Origin of the sequence: Pseudomonas sp. BF-R-26, assembly GCF_019947395.1 — a bacterium.
Lineage (GTDB): Bacteria > Pseudomonadota > Gammaproteobacteria > Pseudomonadales > Pseudomonadaceae > Aquipseudomonas > Aquipseudomonas farris.
The window spans coordinates 152647-177567 of record NZ_JAGYGK010000003.1 but is presented as its reverse complement, the minus strand read 5'-3'; the positions used below and the strand labels follow the sequence as shown (position 1 = coordinate 177567).

General features: G+C 57.6%; 26 protein-coding genes and 1 pseudogene. 16 read left to right on the top strand and 11 right to left on the bottom strand.

The window, feature by feature from the left end; all coding sequences use genetic code 11:
* The first annotated feature begins 71 nt into the window (after window positions 1-71).
* From KGB18_RS05015 to KGB18_RS05005, 3 genes are read left to right on the top strand one after another with little or no spacing between them, the layout of a single operon-like run.
* Complete coding sequence (locus tag KGB18_RS05015) at window positions 72-1880, top strand: ATP-binding protein (protein WP_123721734.1); 1809 nt, start codon at window positions 72-74, stop codon at window positions 1878-1880.
* A complete protein-coding gene (locus tag KGB18_RS05010) occupies window positions 1877-3271 on the top strand; it encodes a sigma-54-dependent transcriptional regulator (RefSeq protein WP_123721687.1) in 1395 nt (464 codons plus the stop codon). The genes KGB18_RS05015 and KGB18_RS05010 overlap by 4 nt, the downstream gene beginning before the upstream one ends.
* Before the next feature lie 40 nt (window positions 3272-3311).
* Window positions 3312-3767 carry a thioesterase domain-containing protein gene (locus KGB18_RS05005; RefSeq protein ID WP_123721688.1) on the top strand — a complete coding sequence of 152 codons (456 nt, stop codon included), beginning with the start codon at window positions 3312-3314 and terminating at the stop codon, window positions 3765-3767.
* 169 nt (window positions 3768-3936) lie between these two features.
* Here the strand turns inward: KGB18_RS05005 and cysQ are convergent, their stop codons facing one another.
* Entirely contained in the window at window positions 3937-4770 is an 834-nt protein-coding gene (gene cysQ / locus KGB18_RS05000) for a 3'(2'),5'-bisphosphate nucleotidase CysQ (protein ID WP_223569485.1), read from the bottom strand.
* Complete coding sequence (gene nudE, locus KGB18_RS04995; RefSeq protein WP_123721690.1) at window positions 4767-5333, bottom strand: ADP compounds hydrolase NudE; 567 nt, start codon at window positions 5331-5333, stop codon at window positions 4767-4769. The genes cysQ and nudE overlap by 4 nt, the downstream gene beginning before the upstream one ends.
* 90 nt (window positions 5334-5423) lie before the next feature.
* Between nudE and yrfG the strand changes: the two genes are divergently transcribed.
* Window positions 5424-6086 (top strand): GMP/IMP nucleotidase, encoded by a 663-nt coding sequence (yrfG, locus tag KGB18_RS04990; protein WP_030129609.1) that lies wholly within the window; start codon window positions 5424-5426, stop codon window positions 6084-6086.
* 118 nt (window positions 6087-6204) lie between these two features.
* Here yrfG and lysM read toward each other — a convergent pair whose 3' ends face one another.
* Entirely contained in the window at window positions 6205-6645 is a 441-nt protein-coding gene (gene lysM / locus KGB18_RS04985) for a peptidoglycan-binding protein LysM (protein ID WP_008005230.1), read from the bottom strand.
* A 137-nt stretch (window positions 6646-6782) separates the two neighbouring features.
* Here lysM and KGB18_RS04980 point away from each other — a divergent pair, with 137 nt between their 5' ends.
* The 4 genes from KGB18_RS04980 to KGB18_RS04965 all read left to right on the top strand — a co-directional run bounded on the left by KGB18_RS04980 (window position 6783) and on the right by KGB18_RS04965 (window position 11786).
* Window positions 6783-7670 (top strand): LysR family transcriptional regulator, encoded by an 888-nt coding sequence (locus KGB18_RS04980; protein WP_123721691.1) that lies wholly within the window; start codon window positions 6783-6785, stop codon window positions 7668-7670.
* Window positions 7671-7762: 92 nt separating this feature from the next.
* The gene (fdhD, locus tag KGB18_RS04975) at window positions 7763-8602 is read left to right on the top strand and encodes a formate dehydrogenase accessory sulfurtransferase FdhD (protein WP_123721692.1); all 840 of its coding nucleotides are present in this window, start codon (window positions 7763-7765) and stop codon (window positions 8600-8602) included.
* Window positions 8599-10947, top strand: a complete 2349-nt coding sequence (locus KGB18_RS04970; protein WP_123721693.1) for an FdhF/YdeP family oxidoreductase — start codon at window positions 8599-8601, stop codon at window positions 10945-10947. The genes fdhD and KGB18_RS04970 overlap by 4 nt, the downstream gene beginning before the upstream one ends.
* Window positions 10948-11303: 356 nt before the next feature.
* The gene (locus KGB18_RS04965; protein WP_123721694.1) at window positions 11304-11786 is read left to right on the top strand and encodes a glycine zipper domain-containing protein; all 483 of its coding nucleotides are present in this window, start codon (window positions 11304-11306) and stop codon (window positions 11784-11786) included.
* 69 nt (window positions 11787-11855) lie between these two features.
* On the opposite strand, the gene KGB18_RS04960 is transcribed toward KGB18_RS04965, so the two are convergent.
* From KGB18_RS04960 to KGB18_RS04945, 4 genes are all read right to left on the bottom strand, one after another.
* Window positions 11856-12275, bottom strand: a complete 420-nt coding sequence (locus tag KGB18_RS04960; RefSeq protein ID WP_410003847.1) for an acyl-CoA thioesterase — start codon at window positions 12273-12275, stop codon at window positions 11856-11858.
* A 138-nt stretch (window positions 12276-12413) separates the two neighbouring features.
* Window positions 12414-13640 carry a 3-hydroxyacyl-CoA dehydrogenase gene (locus tag KGB18_RS04955; protein ID WP_223569484.1) on the bottom strand — a complete coding sequence of 409 codons (1227 nt, stop codon included), beginning with the start codon at window positions 13638-13640 and terminating at the stop codon, window positions 12414-12416.
* Window positions 13641-13794: 154 nt separating this feature from the next.
* The gene (locus KGB18_RS04950; protein WP_223569483.1) at window positions 13795-15729 is read right to left on the bottom strand and encodes an ATP-dependent DNA helicase RecQ; all 1935 of its coding nucleotides are present in this window, start codon (window positions 15727-15729) and stop codon (window positions 13795-13797) included.
* 116 nt (window positions 15730-15845) lie between these two features.
* On the bottom strand, window positions 15846-16349 hold the full coding sequence (locus tag KGB18_RS04945) for a polysaccharide deacetylase (RefSeq protein WP_123721698.1): 504 nt from the start codon (window positions 16347-16349) through the stop codon (window positions 15846-15848).
* Between the two features lie 311 nt (window positions 16350-16660).
* Between KGB18_RS04945 and KGB18_RS04940 the strand changes: the two genes are divergently transcribed.
* From KGB18_RS04940 to KGB18_RS04930, 3 genes are all read left to right on the top strand, one after another.
* Window positions 16661-16939 carry a hypothetical protein gene (locus tag KGB18_RS04940; protein WP_223569482.1) on the top strand — a complete coding sequence of 93 codons (279 nt, stop codon included), beginning with the start codon at window positions 16661-16663 and terminating at the stop codon, window positions 16937-16939.
* 110 nt (window positions 16940-17049) lie between these two features.
* Window positions 17050-18177: a hypothetical protein gene (locus KGB18_RS04935; RefSeq protein ID WP_223569481.1), complete on the top strand. Its 1128-nt coding sequence runs from the start codon at window positions 17050-17052 to the stop codon at window positions 18175-18177.
* Between the two features lie 346 nt (window positions 18178-18523).
* A complete protein-coding gene (locus tag KGB18_RS04930; protein ID WP_052962871.1) occupies window positions 18524-18820 on the top strand; it encodes a hypothetical protein in 297 nt (98 codons plus the stop codon).
* Between the two features lie 98 nt (window positions 18821-18918).
* On the opposite strand, the gene KGB18_RS04925 is transcribed toward KGB18_RS04930, so the two are convergent.
* From KGB18_RS04925 to KGB18_RS04915, 3 genes are read right to left on the bottom strand one after another with little or no spacing between them, the layout of a single operon-like run.
* Window positions 18919-19590 carry a PP2C family protein-serine/threonine phosphatase gene (locus KGB18_RS04925; RefSeq protein WP_052962872.1) on the bottom strand — a complete coding sequence of 224 codons (672 nt, stop codon included), beginning with the start codon at window positions 19588-19590 and terminating at the stop codon, window positions 18919-18921.
* Window positions 19587-20288, bottom strand: a complete 702-nt coding sequence (locus KGB18_RS04920; protein ID WP_052962873.1) for a hypothetical protein — start codon at window positions 20286-20288, stop codon at window positions 19587-19589. The genes KGB18_RS04925 and KGB18_RS04920 overlap by 4 nt, the downstream gene beginning before the upstream one ends.
* Window positions 20285-21106 carry a MarR family transcriptional regulator gene (locus KGB18_RS04915; RefSeq protein ID WP_195840074.1) on the bottom strand — a complete coding sequence of 274 codons (822 nt, stop codon included), beginning with the start codon at window positions 21104-21106 and terminating at the stop codon, window positions 20285-20287. Before KGB18_RS04915 ends, KGB18_RS04920 begins: the two co-directional genes overlap by 4 nt.
* Window positions 21107-21372: 266 nt before the next feature.
* Between KGB18_RS04915 and KGB18_RS04910 the strand changes: the two genes are divergently transcribed.
* The 5 genes and pseudogenes from KGB18_RS04910 to KGB18_RS04890 all read left to right on the top strand — a co-directional run bounded on the left by KGB18_RS04910 (window position 21373) and on the right by KGB18_RS04890 (window position 23626).
* A complete protein-coding gene (locus KGB18_RS04910) occupies window positions 21373-21726 on the top strand; it encodes a DUF1493 family protein (RefSeq protein WP_052962875.1) in 354 nt (117 codons plus the stop codon).
* A gap of 82 nt (window positions 21727-21808) precedes the next feature.
* Window positions 21809-22297 carry a helix-turn-helix domain-containing protein gene (locus tag KGB18_RS04905; protein WP_080370369.1) on the top strand — a complete coding sequence of 163 codons (489 nt, stop codon included), beginning with the start codon at window positions 21809-21811 and terminating at the stop codon, window positions 22295-22297.
* A 139-nt stretch (window positions 22298-22436) separates the two neighbouring features.
* Complete coding sequence (locus tag KGB18_RS04900; protein WP_080370370.1) at window positions 22437-22607, top strand: YhfG family protein; 171 nt, start codon at window positions 22437-22439, stop codon at window positions 22605-22607.
* Window positions 22607-23221 carry a Fic/DOC family protein gene (locus tag KGB18_RS04895; protein WP_052962876.1) on the top strand — a complete coding sequence of 205 codons (615 nt, stop codon included), beginning with the start codon at window positions 22607-22609 and terminating at the stop codon, window positions 23219-23221. Before KGB18_RS04900 ends, KGB18_RS04895 begins: the two co-directional genes overlap by 1 nt.
* A gap of 34 nt (window positions 23222-23255) precedes the next feature.
* A pseudogene (locus KGB18_RS04890) lies at window positions 23256-23626 on the top strand (DUF1493 family protein).
* Window positions 23627-23783: 157 nt separating this feature from the next.
* Here the strand turns inward: KGB18_RS04890 and KGB18_RS04885 are convergent.
* Window positions 23784-24920, bottom strand: coding sequence for a beta family protein (locus KGB18_RS04885; RefSeq protein ID WP_052962877.1), 1137 nt, complete (start codon window positions 24918-24920; stop codon window positions 23784-23786).
* Window position 24921 lies beyond the last annotated feature (1 nt).

Here is a 24921-nt window from a genome sequence, read left to right as displayed (position 1 = left end):
GATCCCAGGTGCGCAGACTGCGCCCGCAAGCCTAGGCATAATGCATCTGTACCCACAGGCGCCTGATGCTCATGACACCAACTCTCCCCCGCAGACCCCGCTGGCGCAGCCTGGCGTTGCTCGCGCTGTGCCTGGCGCCCTTGCTTTGGCCGCTGGAGCATCTGGCCGAGCGTTACTACCGCAGCGAACTGGCCGGGCAGAACCGTCAGACCCTCGATCTCTACGTCGCCAACCTGCTGGGTACCCTGCACCGATATGAAGTGTTGCCACAGATCCTCGGCGAGTTGCCCGCGCTGCGTGCGACATTGTCCGCACCCGACGAGGGCGTGGTTCAAGGCAATGCCAATCGCCTGCTGAAAAACATCAGCGCCCAGACCGGTGCCGAAGTGATGTACCTGATGGACACCACCGGCAAGACGCTGGCGGCCTCCAATTGGGACAAACATGACAGCTTCGTCGGCCGTAATTTCGCTTTCCGTCCTTATTTCAGTGAAGCCATGGCCGGGCGTCTGGGGCGTTTCTTCGGCTTGGGCACCACTTCGGCCAAACGCGGTTACTTCTTTGCGGCGGCGATACGTGATCGCGAAAAAATCATCGGCGTGCTGGTGGTCAAGGTCGACCTCGACCACACCGAAAGCCTCTGGGGCAAAACCCCGGAACAACTGTTGGTGACCGACCACAATGGCGTGGTCATCCTCACGTCACGGCCCGAGTGGCGTTTCCGCTCGACCCGTCCATTGAGCGATGCGGAACGCGAGGCCATTACCGCGATTCAACCCTACCCGACCCGCGATCCCAAGCCGTTGAATCTCGACGCCAACGCCTGGCTGCCCCAAACGCAACAGATCGAAGAAACCGGCTGGAGCGTCAGTATCCTTGCACCGCGTACCCTGATCGATCGCCCGGTACGCACGGTCGTGGCCATCGGCGGCGCAACACTGTTGGTTTTGATGTTGCTGCTCGGCCTGATGATGCAGCGCCGACGCCATTACCTGGAGCGGATCGCCTTCGAAGGCAAGGCCCGCCAGGAACTGGAAGGCCGGGTCGCCGAACGGACCAGCGATCTCGAAGGCCTCAACCGTCGACTGAAGCAGGAAGTGCTGGAGCGCGAACACGCTCAGCAGGAGCTGGTGCGCGCGCAGGATGACCTGGTGCAGGCCGGCAAGCTCTCAGCGCTGGGGACGATGTCGGCAAGCATCAGCCATGAACTCAACCAACCGCTGGCAGCGATCCGCAGCTACGCGGAAAACGCCGAAGTACTGCTCGATCATCAGCGCACCGAAGATGCTCGCGGCAACCTCAAGCTGATCAGCGAATTGACCGGGCGCATGGCCTCGATCATCGCCCACCTGCGCGCCTTCGCCCGGCGTGATCGCCACGCCCCGGAAAGCGTGGCCCTGCAACCGGCACTGGACGACGCGCTGGCGTTATTGGCCAAGCGTCGGCGCAGCATGGAAGTCGAGCTGATCCGTGACCTGCCAGCCGCCACCCTGTGGGTCGAGGCTGGGGAAACCCGCCTGCGCCAAGTACTCGGTAATCTGCTGGCCAATGCCCTCGATGCCCTGACGGAAAAAGGCCCGCCGCGTAAACTCTGGTTGAGTGCCGAGTCCACCGCCGACGGCGTCAATCTGTACATTCGCGACAACGGCCCCGGGTTCTGCCTGGAAGCGCTGGGTCGTGCCGGCGAGCCCTTTTACACCACCAAGACCCGCACTCAGGGGCTTGGGTTGGGGCTGGCGATCTGCGACACCCTGATGCGCGCCTTCGGTGGTGAACTGTCGTTCTCCAACCACAAAGAAGGCGGCGCCCTGATTACCCTGAAGTTGCGCGCAGGCGCACCGGGTGTGAGCCTGCAACCGTCCGAGGACCGAAGTGCATGACCATCGACAACCGCATTCAGGTCGTGTTGATCGACGACGATCCCCACCTGCGCCAGGCCCTGAGCCAGACCCTGGACCTGGCAGGCCTGAAAATCCTGCCGCTGGCTGAAGCCAAAGGCCTGGCCGGGCAACTGGAACGCGACTGGCCGGGGGTGGTGGTCAGCGACATCCGCATGCCGGGCATGGACGGTCTCGAACTGCTGACCGAACTCCACGCCCAGGACCCGGAGCTTCCGGTGTTGCTGATCACCGGCCACGGCGATGTGCCGTTGGCGGTACAAGCCATGCGCGCCGGGGCCTATGACTTTCTGGAAAAACCTTTCGCCAGCGACTCCCTTCTCGACAGCGTACGTCGTGCCCTGGACCTGCGCCGGCTGGTGCTGGACAACCGCAGCCTGCGCCTGGCCCTGAGCGATCGCAACGAACTGAGCGCTCGACTGGTCGGGCAATCGGCGCCGATGCTGCGCCTGCGTGAGCAGATCGGTGCACTGGCGGCGACCAAGGCCGATGTGCTGATCCTCGGCGAAACCGGTGCGGGTAAGGAGGTCGTGGCCCGCGCACTGCACGATCTGTCGAGTCGGCGTAACGGCCCGTTCGTGGCGATCAACGCCGGGGCCCTCGCTGAGTCGGTGGTGGAAAGCGAGCTGTTCGGTCACGAGCCCGGTGCGTTTACCGGCGCGCAGAAGCGCCGCATCGGCAAGTTCGAATTCGCCAACGGCGGCACGTTGTTCCTCGATGAAATCGAAAGCATGAGCCTGGACGTGCAGGTGAAACTGCTGCGCTTGCTGCAAGAGCGGGTCGTCGAGCGCTTGGGTGGCAACCAGCTGATCCCGCTGGACATCCGCATCATCGCCGCGACCAAGGAAGACCTGCGTCAATCCGCCGATCAGGGCCGTTTCCGTGCCGACTTGTATTACCGCCTGAACGTCGCGCCGCTGCGCATTCCGCCGCTGCGCGAACGGGGCGAAGATGCGCTGATGCTGTTCCAGCATTTCGCTGATGAAGCCAGCGCCCGCCATGGTTTACCACCCCACGAATTGCAACCGGGGCACCGGGCGCTGCTGCTGCGTCACACCTGGCCAGGCAATGTGCGTGAACTGCAGAACGCCGCCGAACGCTTTGCCCTGGGCCTGGAACTGGCGCTGGACAACAGCGCGACGGATGGCGGCGTCGGCACCACGGTTGAAGTGGTCAGCGGCGGTCTGAGCGAGCAAGTGGAGAACTTCGAGAAAAGCCTGATTGCCGCCGAACTGACGCGCTCTCACAGCTCCGTGCGCAGCCTCGCCGAAGCACTCGGGATTCCGCGCAAAACCTTGCATGACAAACTGCGCAAGCATGGTCTGAACTTCGCCGACGCCGGCGCCAGCAACCCCACCGACGACCTTGATTGAGCTACCGTAAAATCATCCCCTTCAAACAAAAGGCCCGTGAATGAACCGCGACAGTCGTCACCTGGAATCGATCCTCCATCACGACATTCCCCTCACGCGGAAGATGGGCCTCAAAGTGCTCGACTGGCACGACCAACAACTGCGCCTGCATCTGCCGTTGGAGGCCAACGTCAATCACAAGAGCACCATGTTCGGTGGCAGCCTGTATTGCGGCGCGGTGTTGGCCGGCTGGGGCTGGTTGCATTTGCGTTTGCACGAAGCAGGCATTGAAGACGGGCACATCGTGATTCAGGAAGGGCAGATCAGCTACCCGCTGCCGGTCACCATGGACGCGACGGCGATTTGCCAGGCACCGAGTGCGGCGGTGTGGAAGAAGTTTCTGACGATGTATGAACGGTATGGGCGGGCGCGGTTGACGCTGCATTCGCGGATTGTGAATACCGGGAGTGAAGAGGATGCGGTGAAGTTCGTGGGACAGTACGTGCTGCACCGCTAGGAACCAGAACCAAATACAGAACCTGTGGCGAGGGGGCTTGCCCCCGTCCGACTGCGCAGCAGTCGCCATTCAGACAACGGGGGTTAACTGATATTTCGCGGTGGCTGGATTTGGGGCCGCTGCGCAGCCCAACGGGGGCAAGCCCCCTCGCCACAGAGGTACGGCGTACTCAGGAGCGTGCGAGTTTCAGCAGCTTTTCCCGCCATGCCGCCTTAGCCGGCAGCGCCAGGAAAAACTCATTCAACAACGACTCCCGCGCCGGATAGCAGAACGGCTCACCGCTCAAATCCAGCACCTCCCCCCCCGCACCTTCCAGCACGCCTTGAGCCGCGGCGGTGTCCCATTGAGACGTCGGCGCCAACCGCGGATAACAATCCGCCGCCCCTTCCGCCAGCAGGCAAAATTTCAGCGAGCTGCCGATATTCGCCAGTTGCAGCTCACCCAGGCTGTCGCTCAACCCCGCGAGTAACCGCTCCTGCTCAGGGCTCGAATGCCGACGACTGGCGACCACCGTAAAGGCTTCACCCGTAGCCGGAATCTCGCGAACCTGAATCGGCAACGGCTCGGCACCTTTATCGCCACGCCAGGCACCCAATCCGGCACCGCCGACATAAAAGCGCCCGTTGGTCGGCATCGACACCACGCCAAACACCACACGTCCCTGCTCGATCAGCGCAATGTTGACGGTGAACTCTTCGCTGCCAGAGATAAACTCCTTGGTCCCGTCCAACGGATCGACCAGCCACCAGCGCTGCCAGCCGGCGCGCACGCTCTGGGGGATATTGGCGTCCTCTTCGGACAGCACCGGAATGCTCGGATCCAGCGTCGTCAGCCCGGCCAGAATCAGATGATGAGCGGCCATGTCAGCGGCGGTGACCGGAGAATCATCGGACTTTGCAGTCACTGCAACGTTGACGCGCCAGAACGGCAGGATCGCCTCGCCAGCCTTCAAAGCCAGTTCAACGACTGGCGCCATCAACGGATGGGGAAAATTCAAGTTCACGGCAAAAACACCCCACGTTGAGTCAGTAAGTCCCGGGCCAGATATAGCGCCGCCAAGGCACGGCCTTCGGTGAACCGAGGGTTTTGCGCCAAAGACGACAACTCACGCAGGTTGATTTTTTCCACTCCCATCGGCTCGGGCTCGTCGCCTTCCAGGCGTTCTTCGTACAGGTCGGTGGCCAGCACCACCTGGATCCTCTGGCTCATGTAGCCGGGTGACAAAGACAACTCGGTCAGATGTTCCAGCTGCCGCGCGCCATACCCGGCCTCTTCCATGAGCTCCCGCTCGGCCGCTGCCAACACGTCTTCGCCCGGCTCGATCAAGCCTTTGGGCAGGGACAATTCGTATGCATCGGTGCCGCCGCAGTACTCCTCCACCAATACCGCGTGTTCCGCGTCCAGCATCGCCACAATCATTACTGCGCCATGGCCGGTGCCTTTGCTGACCAGTCGCTCGTAAGTGCGCTCCACGCCATTGGAAAAGCGCAACTTCAGCTCTTCGACACAGAACAAACGGCTGGTGGCGACGATCTCGCGGGCGAGTACGGTGGGTTTCTGGCGCATGAGAGGCTCCTTGGCGTGAACGCGTTACTATACCCGGCCTATCCTGATTGTTTACCTCGGATATCTTTTTTACCGCTGGAGAAGTTTTTTATGTCCCTGCTGCCCTGGCGCGACATCGATACCGTTCTACTGGATATGGACGGCACGCTGCTGGACCTGCACTACGACAACCATTTCTGGATGGAGCACCTGCCCCAGCGTTATGCCGAGCTGCATGGGGTGAGTCGGGCCATGGCGGAGCTGGAATTGCAGCCGCTGTTCGAACGCAATGCCGGTCAGTTGCAGTGGTACTGCCTGGACTTCTGGAGCGCTGAGCTGAAGCTGTCGGTGCGCGAACTGAAACTGGAAACCGCGCACCTGATCGCCCTGCGTCCAGATGCAGATACTTTTCTGGCGGCGATCAAACGGGCCGGCAAACGCGTGGTACTGATCACCAACGCCCACCGCGACTCGCTGTCATTGAAGCTGGAACGAATTGAACTGGCACCGTATTTCGAGCGGTTGATCAGCTCCCACGATTACGGTTTCCCCAAGGAAAACCCGCAGTTCTGGGATGCCTTGCAGGCCGACATCGGCTTCGACCCGACGCGCAGTCTGTTTATCGACGATACGTTGCCGATTCTGCGCAGTGCGCGCAATTTTGGTGTGGCGCATCTGTTGGCCGTGAGCGAGCCGGACAGCCGCAAAGGGCCTAAGGACACGGCCGAGTTTGCGGCGGTGGGGGATTATCGGGAATTGATTGCCGGGCTTTAGACCGAGTCGCCTGCATCGCGGGCAAGCCTCGCTCCCACAGGATCTGTGTCGTTCGCATCCTTCGTGAACGACACAAAACCTGTGGGAGCGGGCTTGCCCGCGATAGCGATCTCAAGCCTTATTCAGGAATCCGCAACACCTGCCCCGGATAGATCTTGTCCGGGTGCGAAAGCATTGGTTTGTTGGCCTCGAAGATTTTGTTGTACTTGTTCGCGTCGCCGTATTCGGCCTTGGAAATCGCGCTGAGGGTGTCGCCCTTTTTCACGGTAACGAAACGAGCGGCCTTCGCCACCGGTCCAGTCACAGTAATCTGGTCATCAACACTGCCGACACCGGCAATATTGCCCACGGCCAACAGAATCTTTTCCTTCTCTTCCTGACTCGCCACTTCACCGGTGACGATGACTTTGTCACCCTCGATTGTCGCCTGAACATTCGGATTACCCAGGCCGACCTTGCTGATGTGTTCCTTCAGCTGCTCGCTTGCATTCGCATTGCCAGGTGTCAGCAGATCGATAAGTTTTTCGCCTGCTTCTTTCACAAAGCTAAAAATACTCATGGTGCACTCTCCTTGGGGTTTAGGTTCCAGACGCCAAAGACTAGACCAGCCTTGCAAAACACGGTTCCCAGCCGACCAATGACCCAACCCCGCGCAGGCGGTAGAATCGCAAACCTTGCCCGCGCCCTGGAGCGAAGATGGACATCAAGCAGCTCAAATTCCTCATCGCTCTCGACGAAACCCGGCACTTCGGCCAGGCCGCCGCGCGTTGCCACATCACCCAGCCGACCCTGTCCATGCGCCTGCGCAGCCTCGAAGAAGAGCTTGAACTGCCGCTGGTCAACCGCGGCCAGCGCTTCGAAGGTTTCACCGCACCGGGCGAGCGCGTGTTGGCGTGGGCGCGTACGGTGCTCGCGGCCTACGACGGTTTGCAGGCCGAAGCGGCAGCCTGTCGCGGCAACCTCGTGGGTACGTTGCGTCTGGGCGTGGTGCCACTGTCGAGTTTCGATCCGGTACCGCTGATGCATCGCCTGCACGCCGAGCACCCGAATCTGCGCTTCGAACTCTCGGCACTGAGTTCCGAGCAGATCCTCGAACAGCTGGCAAACAACCGTCTAGACCTCGGCGTGTCGTATCTGGAGCGTCTGGACGGTGAGCGTTTCGATTCCCTGGCTTTCAGCGAAACCCGCATGGGCCTGCTCTACGATCAGCGTTTCTTCAGTTTCGGCGAGGCGCCGTTAAGCTGGGAATCGTTGATTGAATTGCCGCTAGGCATGCTTACCAGCGGCATGCATTTTCGCCAGTCCATCGACCATAACTTCCACAGCCGTGGCCTGACCCCACAGCCGTTGCTGCAAACCGATGCGGTCCACCAATTGTTACAAGCCGTGCACGGTGGCCTGTGTTGCGCAGTGATGCCCCTGGACAGTGGCCTTGAAAACCTCACCGATCACTTGCGCCTGCAGCCCATAGAAAGCGCCCGGACCCTCGCCCGGCTGGGGCTGATCATGCGGCGCAGCGCTCCACGTTCGGCACTCGCAGAAGCCTGTTTCGCGATCTATCAGAAATCACTGACAGACTCTTGATCGACCCCATCTATCGGCAGATCAGTAATAGCGATTAGACGCGACAAGTTGACACGCCTAGTCTTAAAGCTGACCAAACCGTTGGTGAGCCCATGAACGCCAAGCGCCCTGCCCGCGCGGCGCCTGCTGTTGAAACGCCCGCGACCGCCGCAAGCCAGACATACAGTTACTGCAACCTTGAATACACCGAATCGGCCAGCACCGCGCTGGCCGAAGAAGTCGCGTTGGCGATCGCCTATAACGGTATCAGCCAGGCGGTCATGCTGGTGACGCCCACGGATCTTGAAGACTTCATCGTCGGCTTCAGCCTCGGCAGCGGCATCATCGAAGACGCTGCAGACATCTACGACCTGCAACTCAGTGGCACAGGTTCGGCGCAATACGCGCAAGTAACTATCGCCAATCGTGCCTTCTGGAACCTCAAGCAGCAGCGTCGGCAACTGGCCGGCACCAGCGGTTGCGGGCTCTGTGGCGTGGAAGCGGTGGAGCAAGCGCTGCCAGACCTCAAAGTATTGCCCGGCGCCCCACTCCCCCCGGCCGAATGGCTGGACGGCCTGCGCCAGCGCATCGGCGAATTCCAGCCGCTGGGCCAGCATTGCGGCGCGGTGCATGCGGCGGTGTTCATGAACGGCAACGGCGAATTGCTGCTGGGCCGTGAAGACATCGGCCGGCACAACGCCCTCGACAAGCTGATCGGCGGGTTGATCCGCCAGAAGATCCCGACCACTGGCGGCCTGGCGATTGTCACCAGCCGTTGCAGCCTTGAATTGATCCAGAAAGTTTTACGCGCCGGCATCCAGACCCTGGTCAGCCTGTCGTCGCCCACGAGCCTTGCCGTGCAATGGGCCCGTCGTCACAACCTCAACCTCATCCACCTGCCGCAGAAAAGTGCACCGCGGGTCTACAGCCCAGCGTTGGAGAATCAAGCGTGAGTCAACACCGTCAAGCCGACCAGAAACCCGTCCCCCGCTACAAGCCCTACAAAGGCCCAGCCGGTGGCTGGGGCGCGCTGATCAGCGTCGCCCAAGCCTGGTTGACCAGCGATAACGCGCTGAAAAACCTCCGCATAATGCTCAAGACCAACCAGAACGGCGGCTTCGACTGCCCGGGTTGCGCCTGGGGCGATTCTCCGGAAAAGGGCATGGTGATGTTCTGCGAGAACGGCGCCAAAGCGGTGAACTGGGAAGCGACCAAACGGCGTGTCGACGCTGCATTCTTTGCCAAACATAGCGTCACCTCGCTGCTGGAACAGAGCGACTACTGGCTTGAATATCAGGGCCGCCTGACCGAGCCGATGAGCTACAACGCCGAAACCGATCGCTACCAACCCATCAGCTGGGATGACGCCTTCAGCCTGATCGCCAAGCATCTGCGCGGCCTGTCGAACCCGGATCAGGCCGAGTTCTACACCTCGGGCCGCGCCAGCAACGAAGCGGCGTACCTGTATCAATTGTTCGTGCGCGCCTACGGCACCAATAACTTTCCCGACTGCTCGAACATGTGCCACGAGGCCAGCGGTGTGGCCATGGCGCAAAGTGTCGGCGTCGGCAAAGGCACGGTGACCTTCGATGATTTCGAACACGCCGATGCGATTTTTGTCTGGGGCCAGAACCCCGGCACCAACCACCCGCGAATGCTCGAACCCCTGCGCGAAGCGGTGAAACGCGGTGCTCAGGTGGTGTGCGTCAACCCGCTGAAAGAACGCGGCCTGGAACGCTTTCAGCACCCGCAGCACCCGCTGGAAATGCTCACCAACGGCGACAAGCCGACCAACACCGCGTACTTCCGCCCGGCACTGGGCGGTGACATGGCGGTGCTGCGCGGCATGGCGAAATTCCTGCTGCAATGGGAACGCGATGCGCAGAAGGCTGGTGCCCCGGCGGTGTTCGATCACGACTTCCTCAATGAACATGCGGTCAACGTGCTGGAATACATGGGCGTCATCGACGACACCCCATGGGAGCAGATCGTCGAGCAGTCCGGCCTGACGCTGGTGGAGATCGAGCAAGCGGCGCGCATGTACGCCAAAGGCAAGAACGTGATCATGTGCTGGGCGATGGGCATTACCCAGCATCGTCATTCGGTACCGACCATCCAGGAAATCGCCAACCTGATGCTGCTGCGCGGCAACATCGGTCGGCCGGGTGCCGGTCTGTGCCCGGTACGTGGACACAGCAATGTGCAGGGTGACCGAACGATGGGCATCAACGAACGTCCGCCAGTGGCGTTCCTCGATTCTCTGGAGCGCCGCTTCCAGTTCAAGGTGCCGCGTGAAAACGGCCACAACGTGGTCGAGGCGATTCACGCCATGGCCGACGGCCGCTCAAAAGTCTTCATCGGCCTGGGTGGCAACTTCGCCCAAGCCACCCCGGACAGCCCTCGAACCTTCCAGGCCTTGAGCAACTGCGACCTGACCGTGCAGATCAGCACCAAGCTCAATCGCAGCCATCTGGCGCACGGTAAAGACGCGCTGATCCTGCCGTGCCTGGGCCGTACCGACATCGATATCCAGACCGAAGGCGCCCAAGCGGTGACCGTGGAAGACTCGTTCAGCATGGTCCACGCCTCCAACGGTCAGCTGCAGCCGCTGTCGAACCAGATGCGCTCAGAGCCTGCAATCATCGCCGGCATCGCCGCCGCGACGCTGGGCAGCAAACCGGTGGACTGGAACTGGCTGGTGGCCGATTACAGCCGCATCCGCGACCTGATCGCCGACACCATCCCGGGCTTCCGGGACTTCAACGAGAAGATTCAGAACCCGGGTGGTTTTCACCTGGGTAACAGCGCCCGCGCACGTCGCTGGAATACCCCATCGGGTCGGGCCAACTTCCGTGCGAACATGCTACCCAAAGACCTGGTGCACGAACGCACCCGCGCCACCGGCGTGCTGCCGGACCTGATCATGCAGTCGATGCGCTCCCACGATCAGTACAACACCACGATTTATGGTCTTGATGACCGTTATCGCGGGGTGAAAGGTCAGAGGGATGTGTTGTTCGTCAATGAGGCCGACATCATTCGCCTGGGGTTCAAGCCAGGGCAGAAGGCTGACATCGTTTCGATCTGGGATGATGGCCGTGAGCGCCGGGTGAAAGGTTTCACGCTGCTGGCGTTTGATATTCCTGCCGGGCAAGCGGCCGCTTACTATCCGGAAGTGAACCCGCTGGTACCGCTGGAAAGCATCGGGGATCGCAGCCATACGCCGACGTCGAAGTTTGTGGCGATTCGGTTGGAGGCGGCGAGTGAGACCGGGTTGATCATGGCCAAATCGGCTTAACGCGGCAGTTGGGATGGCCTCTTCGCGGGCAAGCCTCGCTCCCACACTCGATCTTCAGCGGACACAGATTTTGCGTACGACTGAGTTCCAATGTGGGAGCGGGCTTGCTCGCGAAAGCGGTGGATCATTCAACGAATCTTTCGGAACCAACACTTTCCAATCGCCCACAAAAAAGGCCGTTTCTGTATAGAAACGGCCTTTGCGAAGTAGTTAAAGACCGACGAAAAACACTTAAGTTCCGCCCAAAAAACAGTAACTTATAGAATTGTGCTCAAGTCGTGTTATTCGTCGGATTTGTATTGTCACAACCACGACACAGCCTCAGGATCGCGCCGTCATCCCCTTGAGGTTCCTCTATGAAGTTCTCCTCGATTCTCTTGTTGTCCCTTGGCCTGGTCAGTGGCTTCGCTTCTGCTGGCGGCACCACCGAAGCAGGTGTGGGCGGCGCATTGGGCGGGGTTCTTGGCTCGGTCGTCGGTCAATCGCTAGGCGGCAATACAGGTTCAACCATTGGCGCGGCCCTGGGCGGCGCGGGTGGTAGCGCAGTCGGCGCAGACAAACGCAGCCGTGGCGAAGCCGCCATTGGCGGTGCGTTGGGCGCAGCAGGCGGTAACGTGGTCGGCCGCAGCATGGGCGGCACCACCGGCAGCCTGATCGGCTCCGCAGCAGGCGGCGGCGCTGGTGGCGCGCTGGGTAACTACATGGGCAGAGAGAGTGATCGCGACGATGATCGTCGTTCCTATCGTGACCGTGACGATCGTCGCTACTACCGTGACGGCCATCCAGGTCGCGGCCATGCCTATGGCCATCGCAAGCATAAACATCGCTATCGCGACTGAGGCTTGAATCGCCTCGTTTATCGGTAGATCAAAAAATCGCAGCCTTCGGGCTGCGATTTTTTTTGCCGCTCAAAGCGCTAGCCGCTCCAATGCACCGCGCAATCCGGCAGGAATCGCCACCGGTTGATTCGATGCCCGATCCACGAACACATGCACGAAGCGCCCCGCCGCGCAGGCTTCCTCTTCATCCGCCTTGAATACCGCCAGTTCGTATTGCACCGAACTGTTGCCCAACTTGCCGACCCGCAGGCCGATTTCGATCCGGTCCGGGAAAGCGATGGAGGCAAAGTAGTCGCAGGCCGAACTCACCACAAAACCCACCACCTCGCCGTCATGGATATCCAGGCCGCCGACTTCGATCAGGTAGGTGTTCACCGCCGTGTCGAAAAAACTGTAGTAAGTGACGTTGTTGACGTGACCGTAGACGTCATTGTCATGCCAGCGGGTGGTAATGGGCTGGAAGTAGCGGTAGTCGGAGCGTTGGGGCATCGAAGCAGGTCCTTTCATGATCGTTCCCACGCTCTGCGTGGGAATGCAGCCCGTGACGCTCTGCGTCACATTCAGGAGCGGACGCAGAGCGTCCATGCAGGCGTTCCCACGCAGAGCGTGGGAACGATCAGTATAAAATCACATATCAGCAAAGCCTCTACCCTCTGCCGCCAGCTCTCCAATCAACCGCGCCGGCGCCCAGTGATCACCCTGTTTGGTCTCAAGCTGCAACAACCGCAGATGAATATCTTCCAACCCTTGCTGATCCGCCCAAGCCATCGGCCCGCCCTTCTCCGCCGGGAAGCCATAACCATTGAGGTACACCAGATCGATGTCATGCGCCGACGTCGCAATCCCTTCCTGAAGAATCTTCGCCCCTTCGTTGACCAGCGCCAGCAAACAACGCTCCAGAACCTCTTCAGGGCCGATCTCGCGACGTTGGAACCCCAACCCTTCGCTGACTTCCAGCACCAGCGCATCGACCTCCAGATCGTGCTCAGCCTGGCGACTGCCCGGTTCGTAGTGGTAATACCCATCGCCACTCTTCTGACCGAAACGCCCGAGCTCGCACAGGCGGTTGTCCACCTGAACCTCCGGCGCATCCTGACCCTTGCCAGCCAGCTCCCGAGCGCGCCACTCCAGATCGATGCCGACCACGTCGTACATGCGGAACGGCCCCATGGCGAAACCAAAACCTTGCAGCGCCGCATCCACCTGATAAGGCAAAGCGCCCTCCAGCAGCATCTTGCGCGCTTCGAGCACGTACGGATGCAGCATGCGGTTGCCGATAAAACCATGGCAGTTGCCCGACACCACGCTGACCTTGCCCATCCGCTTGCCCAGCTCCAGCGCCGCATCAAGCACCGCCGGCGCCGTCTGGGCACCGCGCACGATCTCCAACAATTTCATGATGTGCGCCGGGCTGAAGAAATGCAGGCCCAGCACCTGTTGCGGACGGCGAGTGGCAGCAGCAATCGCGTCGATGTCCAGCGCCGAGGTGTTGCTGGCCAGAATCGCTTCAGGTTTCATCAGGCCGTCGAGTTCGCGGAAGATTTTCTGTTTCAACTCGAGGTTTTCGTAGACCGCTTCGATGACCAGATCGACATCGCGGATTGCTGCGTAATCAGCAGCCGCCGTCACCCGTGCAATGCGCGCATCCGCCTCTGCCTGATCGATCCGCCCCTGACGCACGTTATGGGCGTAAGTCTCCGCCACGCTGGTCAGAGCCTGCTCAAGCATCTGCGGATTGTTATCGACCCATTGCACCGGCACCCCGGCGTTGGCCAGGCACATGACAATGCCACGGCCCATGGTGCCCGCGCCGATCACGGCGGCGCGCTGAATATCGAACGGTGTCTGGCTCATGATTGTTCTCTTGTTAGCGATCCAAAGACAGTCCTCACCATAGTCAGGCGCCGGGCTTTTTTGAAATTTATTCCTGTGATGAGCGACATTCAGGGGATGGATGTGCGTTCAAAATAAAGGTCATCAAGACAGTTGCTCCCACATTGACGGTGTTTCAGCTTGGCAGGTGCGCTTGAGCCCACTCCCGCACGTCGCCATACGGATAATCCTCCAACGCCGCAAACCCCGGAATCGCCCGAGCCTTGAGTTTGGTAAACAACGGCACGCTGATCCCGCACAGAAACCGCGTCACGCGCTCCGCCGATGGAGCACTCCCCGTGTGCTGCTCGTGCCTGTGGATAAAATCACCACACAACGCCTCGAAATTTTTATCCACAAGCGCTGGCAATTCCGGCGGTGCCGGCAATCGCGCCACCTGACCGTGACACACCGAGCAATGCCCACACTGCCGGGGCGCGTTATCGTCGCCGAAGTACTCGGCCAGGCGGTAACCCAGGCAGTGGTCAGTGGCGAACAGATCGAGCATGGCGTGAATCCGTGCGATCTCGGTGCGCTCGTGCTGGGTGAAGTAGGCGTGCAATTCAGCGCTCAGGGTTGGGGAATCAAAGTCCGCTTGCTGCAGGCTGTAGACCTCAGTCATCTGCTTGCTTTCGACCTCCACCCAGCCCTTTTCCTGAAAATAATCCAGCGCCTTGACCACCCGACTGCGCTCGGCGGAATACTGCTCATACAGCGCATCGAAATTCACCGTGGCCCAGGTCCGTGCGCGGCTGGAGGTCAGGATGATCGCCGAGACGAAGTCCTTTCGCTCACCTTCAAATCGGGCAAGCAATGCTTCGGGTTCCTGCAAATACTTGAAGCGGTATTCGGCGTAATAGGCATAACGCGGCGCGATTATTCCGCGCAGCTCCAGCTGTACCAGCAAGGTCTTGAGCGGTAACTGGCGAATGTTGCTCTGATCGGCCAAAGGTCCCAGCAGAAACTCCCACTGCCCCTCGGGCACAGCGGCTTGCAACTCCTCGAGCACGCAACGAATGCCGTCCCGTTCCGGCGTGTCGCCGTAGACGAAGTTCTCCAGCACGTTGAGGCTGTCGCGATTGGCCAGCACCAGGCAATCGGACGGCTGACCGTCTCGACCAGCGCGGCCGATTTCCTGGCTGTAGTTTTCGATGGATTTAGGCAGGTCGAAATGCACCACGTTGCGGATATCGCTTTTGTCGATGCCCATGCCGAAGGCAATGGTGGCGACAATGCAATTGGACTGCCCGCCCATAAACCGTTTCTGTATTCCTTCCCGCTGCTCATGGGGCAAGCCGGCGTGATAGGCCTCGGCCTGGATGCCGTTCCGGCCCAGATGTTCGGCGATGTGCTCGGCGGTTTTCTGCAGGGTGACGTAGACGATACTCGGCTGGCCGGGACGCTGGCTCATCCACTCGACAAGGCGTCGGCGCTTGTCCTGGCCGCGTACCGGTTCCACCAACAGGTTGAGGTTGGGTCGGTAAAAACCGGTGGTCACCACATCCTCAGGGGCGATGGCGAATTTGGCCTCCATGTCGGCGATCACCTTGGGTGTCGCGGTGGCGGTCAGCAGCAAGGCCTGAGGGATGTTGAACTGGCGCTGGTAGTCCGGCAGCTTGAGGTAGTCGGGGCGGAAGTTGTGACCCCATTCAGAGATGCAGTGGGCCTCGTCCACCACCAGCAGCGAGATCGGCACCTGCTGCAAAAAATGGCGGAAGCGCTCGTTCTTCAGGCGCTCCACGGAAATCATCAGAATCTTCAATTCACCGGACTTTGCCCGGGCCATCACCTCGCTGGCGTCATCGCGGCTCTGGGCCGAATCGATACTGCCCGCCGCAATGCCGTGGCGCTGCAAGAACGCCAATTGATCCTGCATCAACGCCAGCAAAGGCGAGACCACCAATGTCAGGTGCGGCAGCAACAAGGCCGGCAATTGATAGCAAAGAGACTTGCCCGAACCGGTCGGGAAAATCGCCGCCGCCGAGCGCCCGGCCAACACAGCACTGACCGCTGCCTCCTGGCCGGGCCGAAACTGTGGATAACCGAAAACCTGTTCCAGGGTGTTGTGCATAAGCTGTCACTCCGTTGACCGCTGCGAAGCCCAAAGCCTAGCCGGCGAACGCAGCGAGTCGAGAAAAGGTCGGGGGCAAAAACGATACGGGATGATACAGCGGATAGTTCGGGGAGCTACGGCACCAACACCGCCACCCGCAACTGCTCATCCAGCGCCTGCTCATGAAACACCCGGCTCTTGCTCGCCCAAACCGCAAAAGCCGGGCTGATTTCGCCAGTGAACGCCGCCGCCAACTGACGCAAATCCGCGACACTTCGCACACGGGGGCAAAAGGGTTCACCGTCACAGTTCTGGCTGGCGTTGCGGTAGGTAATCAGCAACCGATCCCACAGCCCCTCACGCACTTGCCTGACCGACTTGAGCTTCACAGCCTGCACACCCAGTCGCTGTTTCAGACCCTGTTCATCCAGCGCTTCGCTGGTCAACAGCGCCTTGCCCACCATCAACACCTCGGCGCGGGACGCAGTGTCGACGTCTGCCTGAGTGGTCAGCGCCTGTGGCCAACTGGTGCGGTCCATGTTGGCAAGGATCAGCGAATGATCCCCGTCAGCAGCGCCGGTCAAACGGTAAACACCGGCCCACAACAACAAAATCGAGGCCATACGCAGCCATTGCATACCTAATTCCCTTTAAGAGTCGACTCAGACGCTTCGAAACGTCCTACAAATTCTGGCGCGCACCATGCAGAACTTTGATGCGCTAAGCCTGACAGGCCCGTAGGAATATCGACCTCTAAGGGAAAAGCTTAAAAAATAGTTGAGGTATGCGTAGGCAAAGGCCGATAGCGCCGGTAAACAACCTACAAAACCTGTCCATTTGCGCCACCTTGCGATGCCTCGCCGTGGCCCTCTATAGTTTTTCGACGCGGCTGAAAACATTGTGTCGGCCTGCCGGCGAGACTGCCCGACTTTCCACAGGACTGACCTCGATGACCACGTTCCACTCGTTAACAGACCGCTATCGCCCGCTCAAAACCAGTTACAGCGATACCCCCGTGTTGGTCATCGACACCGAAGCCAATCCTCACGAGATTCTCGACGCCTCCCTGCAACGCATCCGCGCCGCCAGCGATCTGCTCGAAACGCTCTATTGCCTGTGCTTCAAACAGGCCGACGTGAAAGACATACCCAATATCGTCAACGCACTTTACTTGCTGACCCAAGATGGCTGCGAACTACTTGAAGTCGCCAAACAGCGAATGAAATAAAAAAAACCAACAACTAACAACCCTTACAAAAACAGCAACAACTAATCACTTCACTATTCAAACAACACAAACTAACGTGCCAGCTCTTACATCAAACAAGAGCAACACAAATGACTACACTAACTATTTTCTTCTGCGGCACTGGCTCAACTAAATTCGACGATACCAATGAAAATTACTGGGACGGCGAACTGGTGTCAACACTCGCATCCCACCATCTCGGCAGGGAGTTCGCCGAATGGATCGTGGTCGACGGCCCCGGCAGCGGTAACCTGCAAGCCGACGATCTCTTTACCAAGTCCGAGGAGTACGGCCTCAGCGGCACACTGTTCGGCAAAGGCTGGGAGCAAAACGTCCAGCACGCGATCAACATCATCAAAGGCCAGTGTGACTGGCAGCGCGAGCAACTGACCGAAGAGGAATACAACCGCCTCAAAGCGGCCGGTATTCCAATCGAAGACGTAAAAGTTGAAGGTTCGTGGTTCTGGCGCAAATACAACTATGGCGATCGCAGCGTGACCCAGCAGGCGTTGCAAGAACAGATCATCAAAACTTTCCGCAAGGACGGTGTTATTCCCACCCAAGTAAACCTGGTGGGCTGGAGCCGCGGCGGCATTAGTTGCCACATGCTGGCCAACGCCATGTTCAAGGACAGCGAACTTAAAGACATCCCGGTTAATATCTTTGCGATTGACCCCGTGCCGGGCATTGGTAACTTTCAGGACGACAAGGTCAAACTCGGCGCCAACGTCAAAGAGTATGTAGGTTTCTATGCCCGGGACGAACGCTCGAAAGGTTTCAGCTGCGTTATTCCACAAACCGCCACCGGCACCAAAACCCACATTTACCCCATACCCGGCCGTCACGCCACCGTGGCCGGCAATGCCTCCCCCGACGGTGTCAACGGCCCGAAAACCCTGGCCGAGCCAGGCCGGTTCGTCCGCCACTTCGCCGAAGTCTGCCTCCAGCGTTGGGGCGTGCAACTGGACAAGTCGTTGAACCTGACCCATGCCGATCTGGAGAACCTCGGCAAAGCCATGGTCGACAACGAAGCGATGTACCAGCTGATGCACAAATACTCTTACACCTACTTCACCGAGCTGGATCAAGGCGAACGCTATGTTTCGCTGGGCAGCCAAGGGGTCAACTTCTCGGCGGTGAAAGGCACGATCTATACGCCGGCGACCGGGCTGACGACTAGCGTGCTGGATGTTGCGGCGTATCAGCATATTTGTTGAAAACGATGGCGAATCGGTAGGAACGGCCTATCAAATCTTCGTCCCGTTCCTACAAGAGACGGCTCCTTGTCGACTATCGCCGCCCTGTAGCTCAAATCTATAGTTGTGACTGTCGCTGCCAAATCAGCGGCTCGGGTTTGGTCACCCGAATGGCTCATATATACGCGTCCGTTGTATGCTGCCGGCACTTCAAGTGCCTGCACGCTAATATGGTGGCTGTGTTTGGGACGTCCTCGGGCGTGCCAGGAATGTGAGCCTCACTGGTTGACCAACCCGAACACAGTCCGCCTCCCTCGCTTGGTCACGATGGCGGCGGTTACTCCTGATGCATTTGAGGCTACAAACAATGAATTCATGGAAACCGCTCACCGATCGTTACCGCCCACTCCAATCCAACCTTACCGACACCCCGCCCCTGATCATCGACACAGAGGCCAACCCGCAAGACATCCTCGAAGCCGCCCTCCAACGTATCCGGGCCTCCAGTGATCTCCTCAAAACCCTGCACTGCGTTTGCTTCAAACACGGCGACCTCGAAGACATCCCCCACATCACCCACGCGCTCTTCCTGCTAACCCAGGACGGCTGCGACCTACTACAAGTCGCCCAGCAACGCATGATGAACTGGAAAGCGCCGGCCTGACGTTAAGCCCTAACAGGCAAGCCACGCCCTTGTGGGAGCTGGCTTGCCTGCGATGAATACACGCGTAATTTCAATTCTGAACACAAATCGCCAGACATCTATAAACGAACGTCAATCCAGGTAACGTCATCGTCCATGTCAGTGATAGCAATTTCAGGAGTCCTCAAAACCTCAGCCTGGAAAGCCTCGCTCATATCAGCCCAGAAACCGTCCGTAGCAAAAACTAGCCGCTCACCTGCCAGAGCATTTCGAATCACGATCTCCGGATCAGGCGCTTTGCCTATTTTGTAGCTTCGAGTAATCCGGTTACGCGCTGGATCGCACGCCAGCTCTCGGTGTGACCGGTCGCGCTTCCAATTGGCCAGGCAATGAGGCGTCGTTATCCACTCAATGCCCATCCCCGCATCAACTATCCCGCAGCCGCAGTCACCCTCGTAAGCAATCGTCAGCAAGCCGTTTGTGACAACTGCCACCAAGTAGCTGGTTGATCCGCAGAGCTCAGAAAATAGTGGGGCATGCAGATCAGTGAGCACTGACCGAATCAACTGTGTAGCCAACTCATGAGTATCGTCGCCGCTTCCCTGCTCGACTCTCGACTGATAGGTGTCCATCAGTCTCTGAACCAACCCTTGGGCAAGTTGACCGCTACCGGCCTTCGATGTGCCGTCCACAATAACGAATAGGCCTCTGACCCCATCGAACAGTGCATCAGCGTAATCGCGATTTTCTTCCCTGGCCTGCCCTTTTACGGATCTGGTCGCGTAGATCATCCTAGTCGGCTCAACTCTTTCATACGTTGAAAAATGAGCTTGCCGCGTTCCGGGTTGGCTCTCACGGAGCTTGAGCTTTGAATCGCATAGTCGATGCCATTGAGTTTGGTCAGGTCCCCGACACCACTGGCAATGAACTGCACTAGCTCAGCATCAGCGCTCAAAACCTCTTCCAATAGCTCCGGCCGACCGTCGATTAAAATGACGATATCCTCCACATCCTTGTGATACGGATCTCCTTCGCCACGACCGCTGAAGGCTTCAAGCTTGGTGGCCAGGAAATAGGGTGGTTTGAAAATCTTAATGGCTGTCCCGCCTGGTAACACGAACGTCACCGCGTGAACGAGCCCCTCTACGAACCAGCGGTTGGCATAGCCAAGCACCGCCGCATCTGACGGCATCACGTCGACAATGATGTCGTTGAACCGGAATCGGCAATTGACCTCATCCTCTCCTGTGATCTTGAAGCCCTTAGCGGCCAAGCGCTGCGTTAACTTCTCCCAGGCTGGAATACCCGCAAGTTCAATCACCAAGTCAACGTCATCGGTGAAGCGTATATCGTCGAGCACAGCTTCATCTGTGACCAGCATTGCGGTTGTGCACCCGCCAACAAAGGCCACTTCCGATAAAAACTCATCCCCCAATCCCTGCGCGACGAACTCAATCATCTGGTAGTTGTGGTCAGCATTTGCACTCATAAACCCATACCTGCCTTCAGCAAATTAATGGCTACTTTGCTCTCCCTTGGTCCTCCAACCCTTACCGCATCAACAAGCGCCAGATAGTGATAAAGCGTCCGGTCCTTCTTCACGGCATCAGGCACAGTCTTGTACAGAGGCTCAATGGCTTGACCTCTCTCACTGCCGATCGGATCGGGCCAGACGGGAATCAGATCACCTGCGCTTTTAAGGTGCCTGGACAGCGCCGGCGCGGCAAAGCCCGTCGGGATGCCACGGACAATCGCACCCAGCTTCACAGGGAAAAAATATTTGAGCGCATACTCTGCAATACCCAGCAGCGCTCGACGATTGACCTTCGGCAGAGAGGTTTCAAAATCATTAGTCAGAAGTCCCGCTTCGCGGCAACGAGCAATCGAATTTGATACCTCACTCTTGCTAAGTCCTAGTGAGGATGAAAGGGCTCTGAGTGAATAGCACTCGGCCCAACTGGTAATCGGAGTTTGCGGCGCAGGATCATCCCACCCTTCCCAACCTGCCAGGGACTGCATACCCCATTCGGCCGTGTTCGAACCGAATAACCCCCAATCCGGGTACCGCTCCTGCTCTGTAGAGCCGGAAGAAGCAGTCTCGGATTTTGAATCAGCGAAAGCACCATGCCCTGCTCCAGACACATTGAGGGCGAAACCTACATTAGGGATCGGCGCACTGCCGATAGCGGGCGTCGAAATTGGCCCCCCCATTTGGAAGCCTTCTTCCTGGGCGTGGAGACTCACCATTTTGAACAGAAGAAAAATATCTTGACTCTTCATGAACCCACTCACTCCAAGTGTCCACATTCCATAAAACGTGGACACTTGTCGCATGCGTAAACTTTTATAGTCAAGGCATTTTTGTAACAGCACGCCCCCCCATGCATCACCCACGCGCACTATCTAGCGCAAAGGTCTCACGCTAACAAATGCAAGAAAACGAAGATGTAGGACGTAGCGTAGGAGACTTCCCAAATTTGTAATGGGGGCTGAAACAGCTGAGCCATTCGAATGCCGTCACGCTCAAGTCCATGCAATCATCCCCCATCGCATGCACCCTACGGACACGCACCATGAACCTCGCCCCCAATTTCCCCGACGACCACGCCATGCACCTGCTCATGCAGTTTCTGCACGAAGAACTCGGCCTACCGGAACGCAAAACCATCAGCTTCACCACTTCGGTCAATTTTGACCTGGGCTGTGACGGTGCTGATGCGCGGCATCTGATGGAAGCGTTGGAGGAACAGTTCGCCATCGACTTCGTTGACTACGACGCTTATCGCTACTTTCAGCCGGAAGGGTTTGATGTGTTTCTCAAGCGGCGGGCGAAGGGTCGTGGCGATAAGGTGCCGCTGACCATTGGCATGCTCTACCAAGCGATCAAGGTGCAACGATGGGATACGCAGGAATTGGAGAGCCAGTAGAGCAGGTCCCGTGGCTGAAACGGTCCGTATAACTGCAATTATTCTGGCGTTATCACCTCGCAAGTGAAGGAATATTAGCTGTATGGCTAGAAAAACAGCGGCACTTCTCCCGCGCATTGCCCGACTGCTTACCGACCTCGGCGAACGCCTAAAACTGGCTCGTTTACGTCGAAGGTTGACAGCGAAACAAGTGGCAGAGCGAGCCGGTATGTCGGTCATGACGTTGCGTTCTCTGGAGTCTGGTGGCGCGGGGGTGACAATGGGTGCTTATCTGTCGGTGATGCACGTATTGGGTCTGGAGCAAGACTTGAACAAGATTGGCGAATCCGATGAAACGGGACGTCGACTACAAGATGCTCAGTTAAGTCGAGTCCCAGGCCCAAAGGCTAAAAAACCAAGGCGCGAACCAAGCACAACTGCCACCAAAGCAAGCAAACCATCCGGGTCTCAGACAGGTAGCGTTATTCGTAAGTGGTCTCTCAGCGAGAGTGATCTTCGCGACTTCCCGTTGAATACCCACTCGCTGTCCGCTTTACTGACAAGAAAAAACAAGCCAGCCCCCAACACATAACGAGTGAGGCATATTCTGGCGTGCATGGCTCAAAGGCTGGAGAAACCTGCAGTCTAGAAGCTCCAAAGCATCAAAAATACCGACCTATTTTCCAGGTCATTTGAGCTACACTTGAACATTGCACCGAGAGGCAGATGTCATGAGCGAACTGACGTTTCAGCAAAAGCAGGATTATTACGACAAGGTCCGCCGGTCGAACTACTTAGCGAGCTTGCGTCTTGAAGGCTTCGACACCACGCGTGCCGATGCTGAAAAACCGCTCCCAACGCGGGAATCGGTACTCAAAAAATATCGTCAGAATCCACGTTAATGGTGGATAAATACGGGGTCGGCCAAGACCCCTATTGCTACCCCGATAGCGACGTTCTACGTAATCTGCTCAACATCCATGATGAAGAGCAGCTACAGAAAGCAGAGCGAGAGCTATCAGAAATCGCTGCCGACAAATTTCGCCTCCTCCCTCCCCCGTACGACCTCAGCCTGTTGCAGCATATCCACAAGTCCTTGTTCTGCGACATCTACGAATGGGCCGGAGTGCCGAGAACTGTGAATATCCAAAAAGGCGATACGCTTTTTTGTACCGCAGAACGAATCATCCCAGAAGCCGAAAAAATCTTCCGTACCATGAAAAAAGCTGCTTGGTTCATAGGCACCAGCAAAGCCGAGCTAGTCATTCACATAGCTGAGACGTACGGCGATCTAAACGTTATCCATCCCTTCCGCGAAGGGAATGGTCGAACTCAACGTATTTTGTTTGAACAGATCATCATCAATGCAGGCTTTGCCGTCGATTGGTGGCTTGTCAAAGATGCGGCTTGGATCCCTGCAAATATCGACGCCGTAACGTGCGACTACCGTGGCTTGGAAACAATTTTCGAGCGTTGTATTGGCGATCCGCTGGACACGTCGCTATCACAGAACTGAGAGTTCTAACCTCAAAAGTCGTCTACACGGACAAATTGGATGTACCCGCAATAACCTCGCCCCCAACTTCCCCGACGATCACGCCACACAGCTCATACGGTTGCTGCACGAAGAACTCGGCCTGTCCGAACGCAAAACCATCAGGCAAACACCTCGATCAATTTTGACCTGAGTTACGGCGGCGCTGATGCACGGCACCTGATGAAAGCGCTGGAAGAACAGTTCGCCATCGACCTCTTCGATTACGACTCCTATAGATATTTTCAGCCCGTTGAATTTAATTTGTTCGTTAAGCGCCAGGGCAAGGGCAAGGGGCGTGGCGACAAAATTCCACTGGCTATCGGTATGCTCTACAAAGCTATCAAGGTGCAACGCAGGGAAACGCAGGAACTGGAAAGCCAATAAGACAAAAATCACCTCTGAGACGGTTCGCACCCACTGCAATGGTTGGGAGCTACAGCCTCAGTAGCGAAAAAAACTGATTTGATAAGCAGAAAAACATAGTTTTCAAAAAACATCGCATTAGAATCCGCCTTCGGAAGTAACCGAAGGCGGGTACTCATCAACTATCAGTTGAAAACGCTATACGACGAGCGAGAACACGCTCAAACTCTTCCACTTCAGCGACCGCATATACCAGATGATGGTTAGTATCGATTGTGATCCATTGGGGTGCGCCACCCTTTATTTTTTGCCGGCTACACTCACCGACTTGAAAATCCCCCCAACTAAAAGGCTCCCCCATGTAATGAGAGGATGCCATAAGTATCCTAGCCAAGGTGTACATTTGCGCGCCCTTCCCTGGCAACTGCATAGAATGTCCACGCACAATGAAAAACTGTTTGTTTATTGTGTAACGAATCTTTCCATTCGTATGAGTACTAATTACACCTTCGTTTGTATTCGGCCCTCGGACACCATAATCACCGTATACAATTTTAACTTTAGGCATCAACTCGCGCAAAGCCTGCCATAAAACCATTTCGCGACGAATGACAGTTCCCGTAGAGTCCGGTTTGCTTACAGCCTCATTAATGCTTTTGGGGAGGGAGCAGCCTGCGGTGACATAGTAATTAAATCCGAGATCACTAAGTATCTCAAGAATCTCAGCACTCCTAGACAACATAAACTCTACGGACGTACTTGTTGCATCAGAAAAATCGATTAGAACACAACACCGGGAAGGCTCAATTTCAAGACCTTCAACAATGGCCACTATATTTTCTAGAAAAAAATCAGGTTCTGCTGCATCTTCAATCGCCGTGGAGTCTAGACGTATGCAGTAATCACGATCGGCGGGGAAATCGATGGCCTGGATTGCCATTCTATATTCGTCATTATCCCAACGGTCATACCCAACTACTGGAATGACTGAAACTCCAAGCGTATCTAAAACTGAGTACACATAAGGAACTACGTGTTCTCCGCTTTCAATTTTCGCGTTTGGCATCCAATGGTACAGGTCAACCATTGCTGTTCGACCACTCCAAACAGAGGCTATTCCAGAAACAACCTCATTCAGATAAGCCGTCGTGAGCTCAGGACAACCCGCAAAACGCTTTGCCTCAGTAATGTTTTTTCCGATTCGGGCAACGTCAAACAAAGGGCATATTTTATCGGAACCAAGACTAGTCAATTTCTCGACCGCCTTAAACTCACTCTTCAATGCTTTTAATAAGGGAACATAGGTTGGTATCATA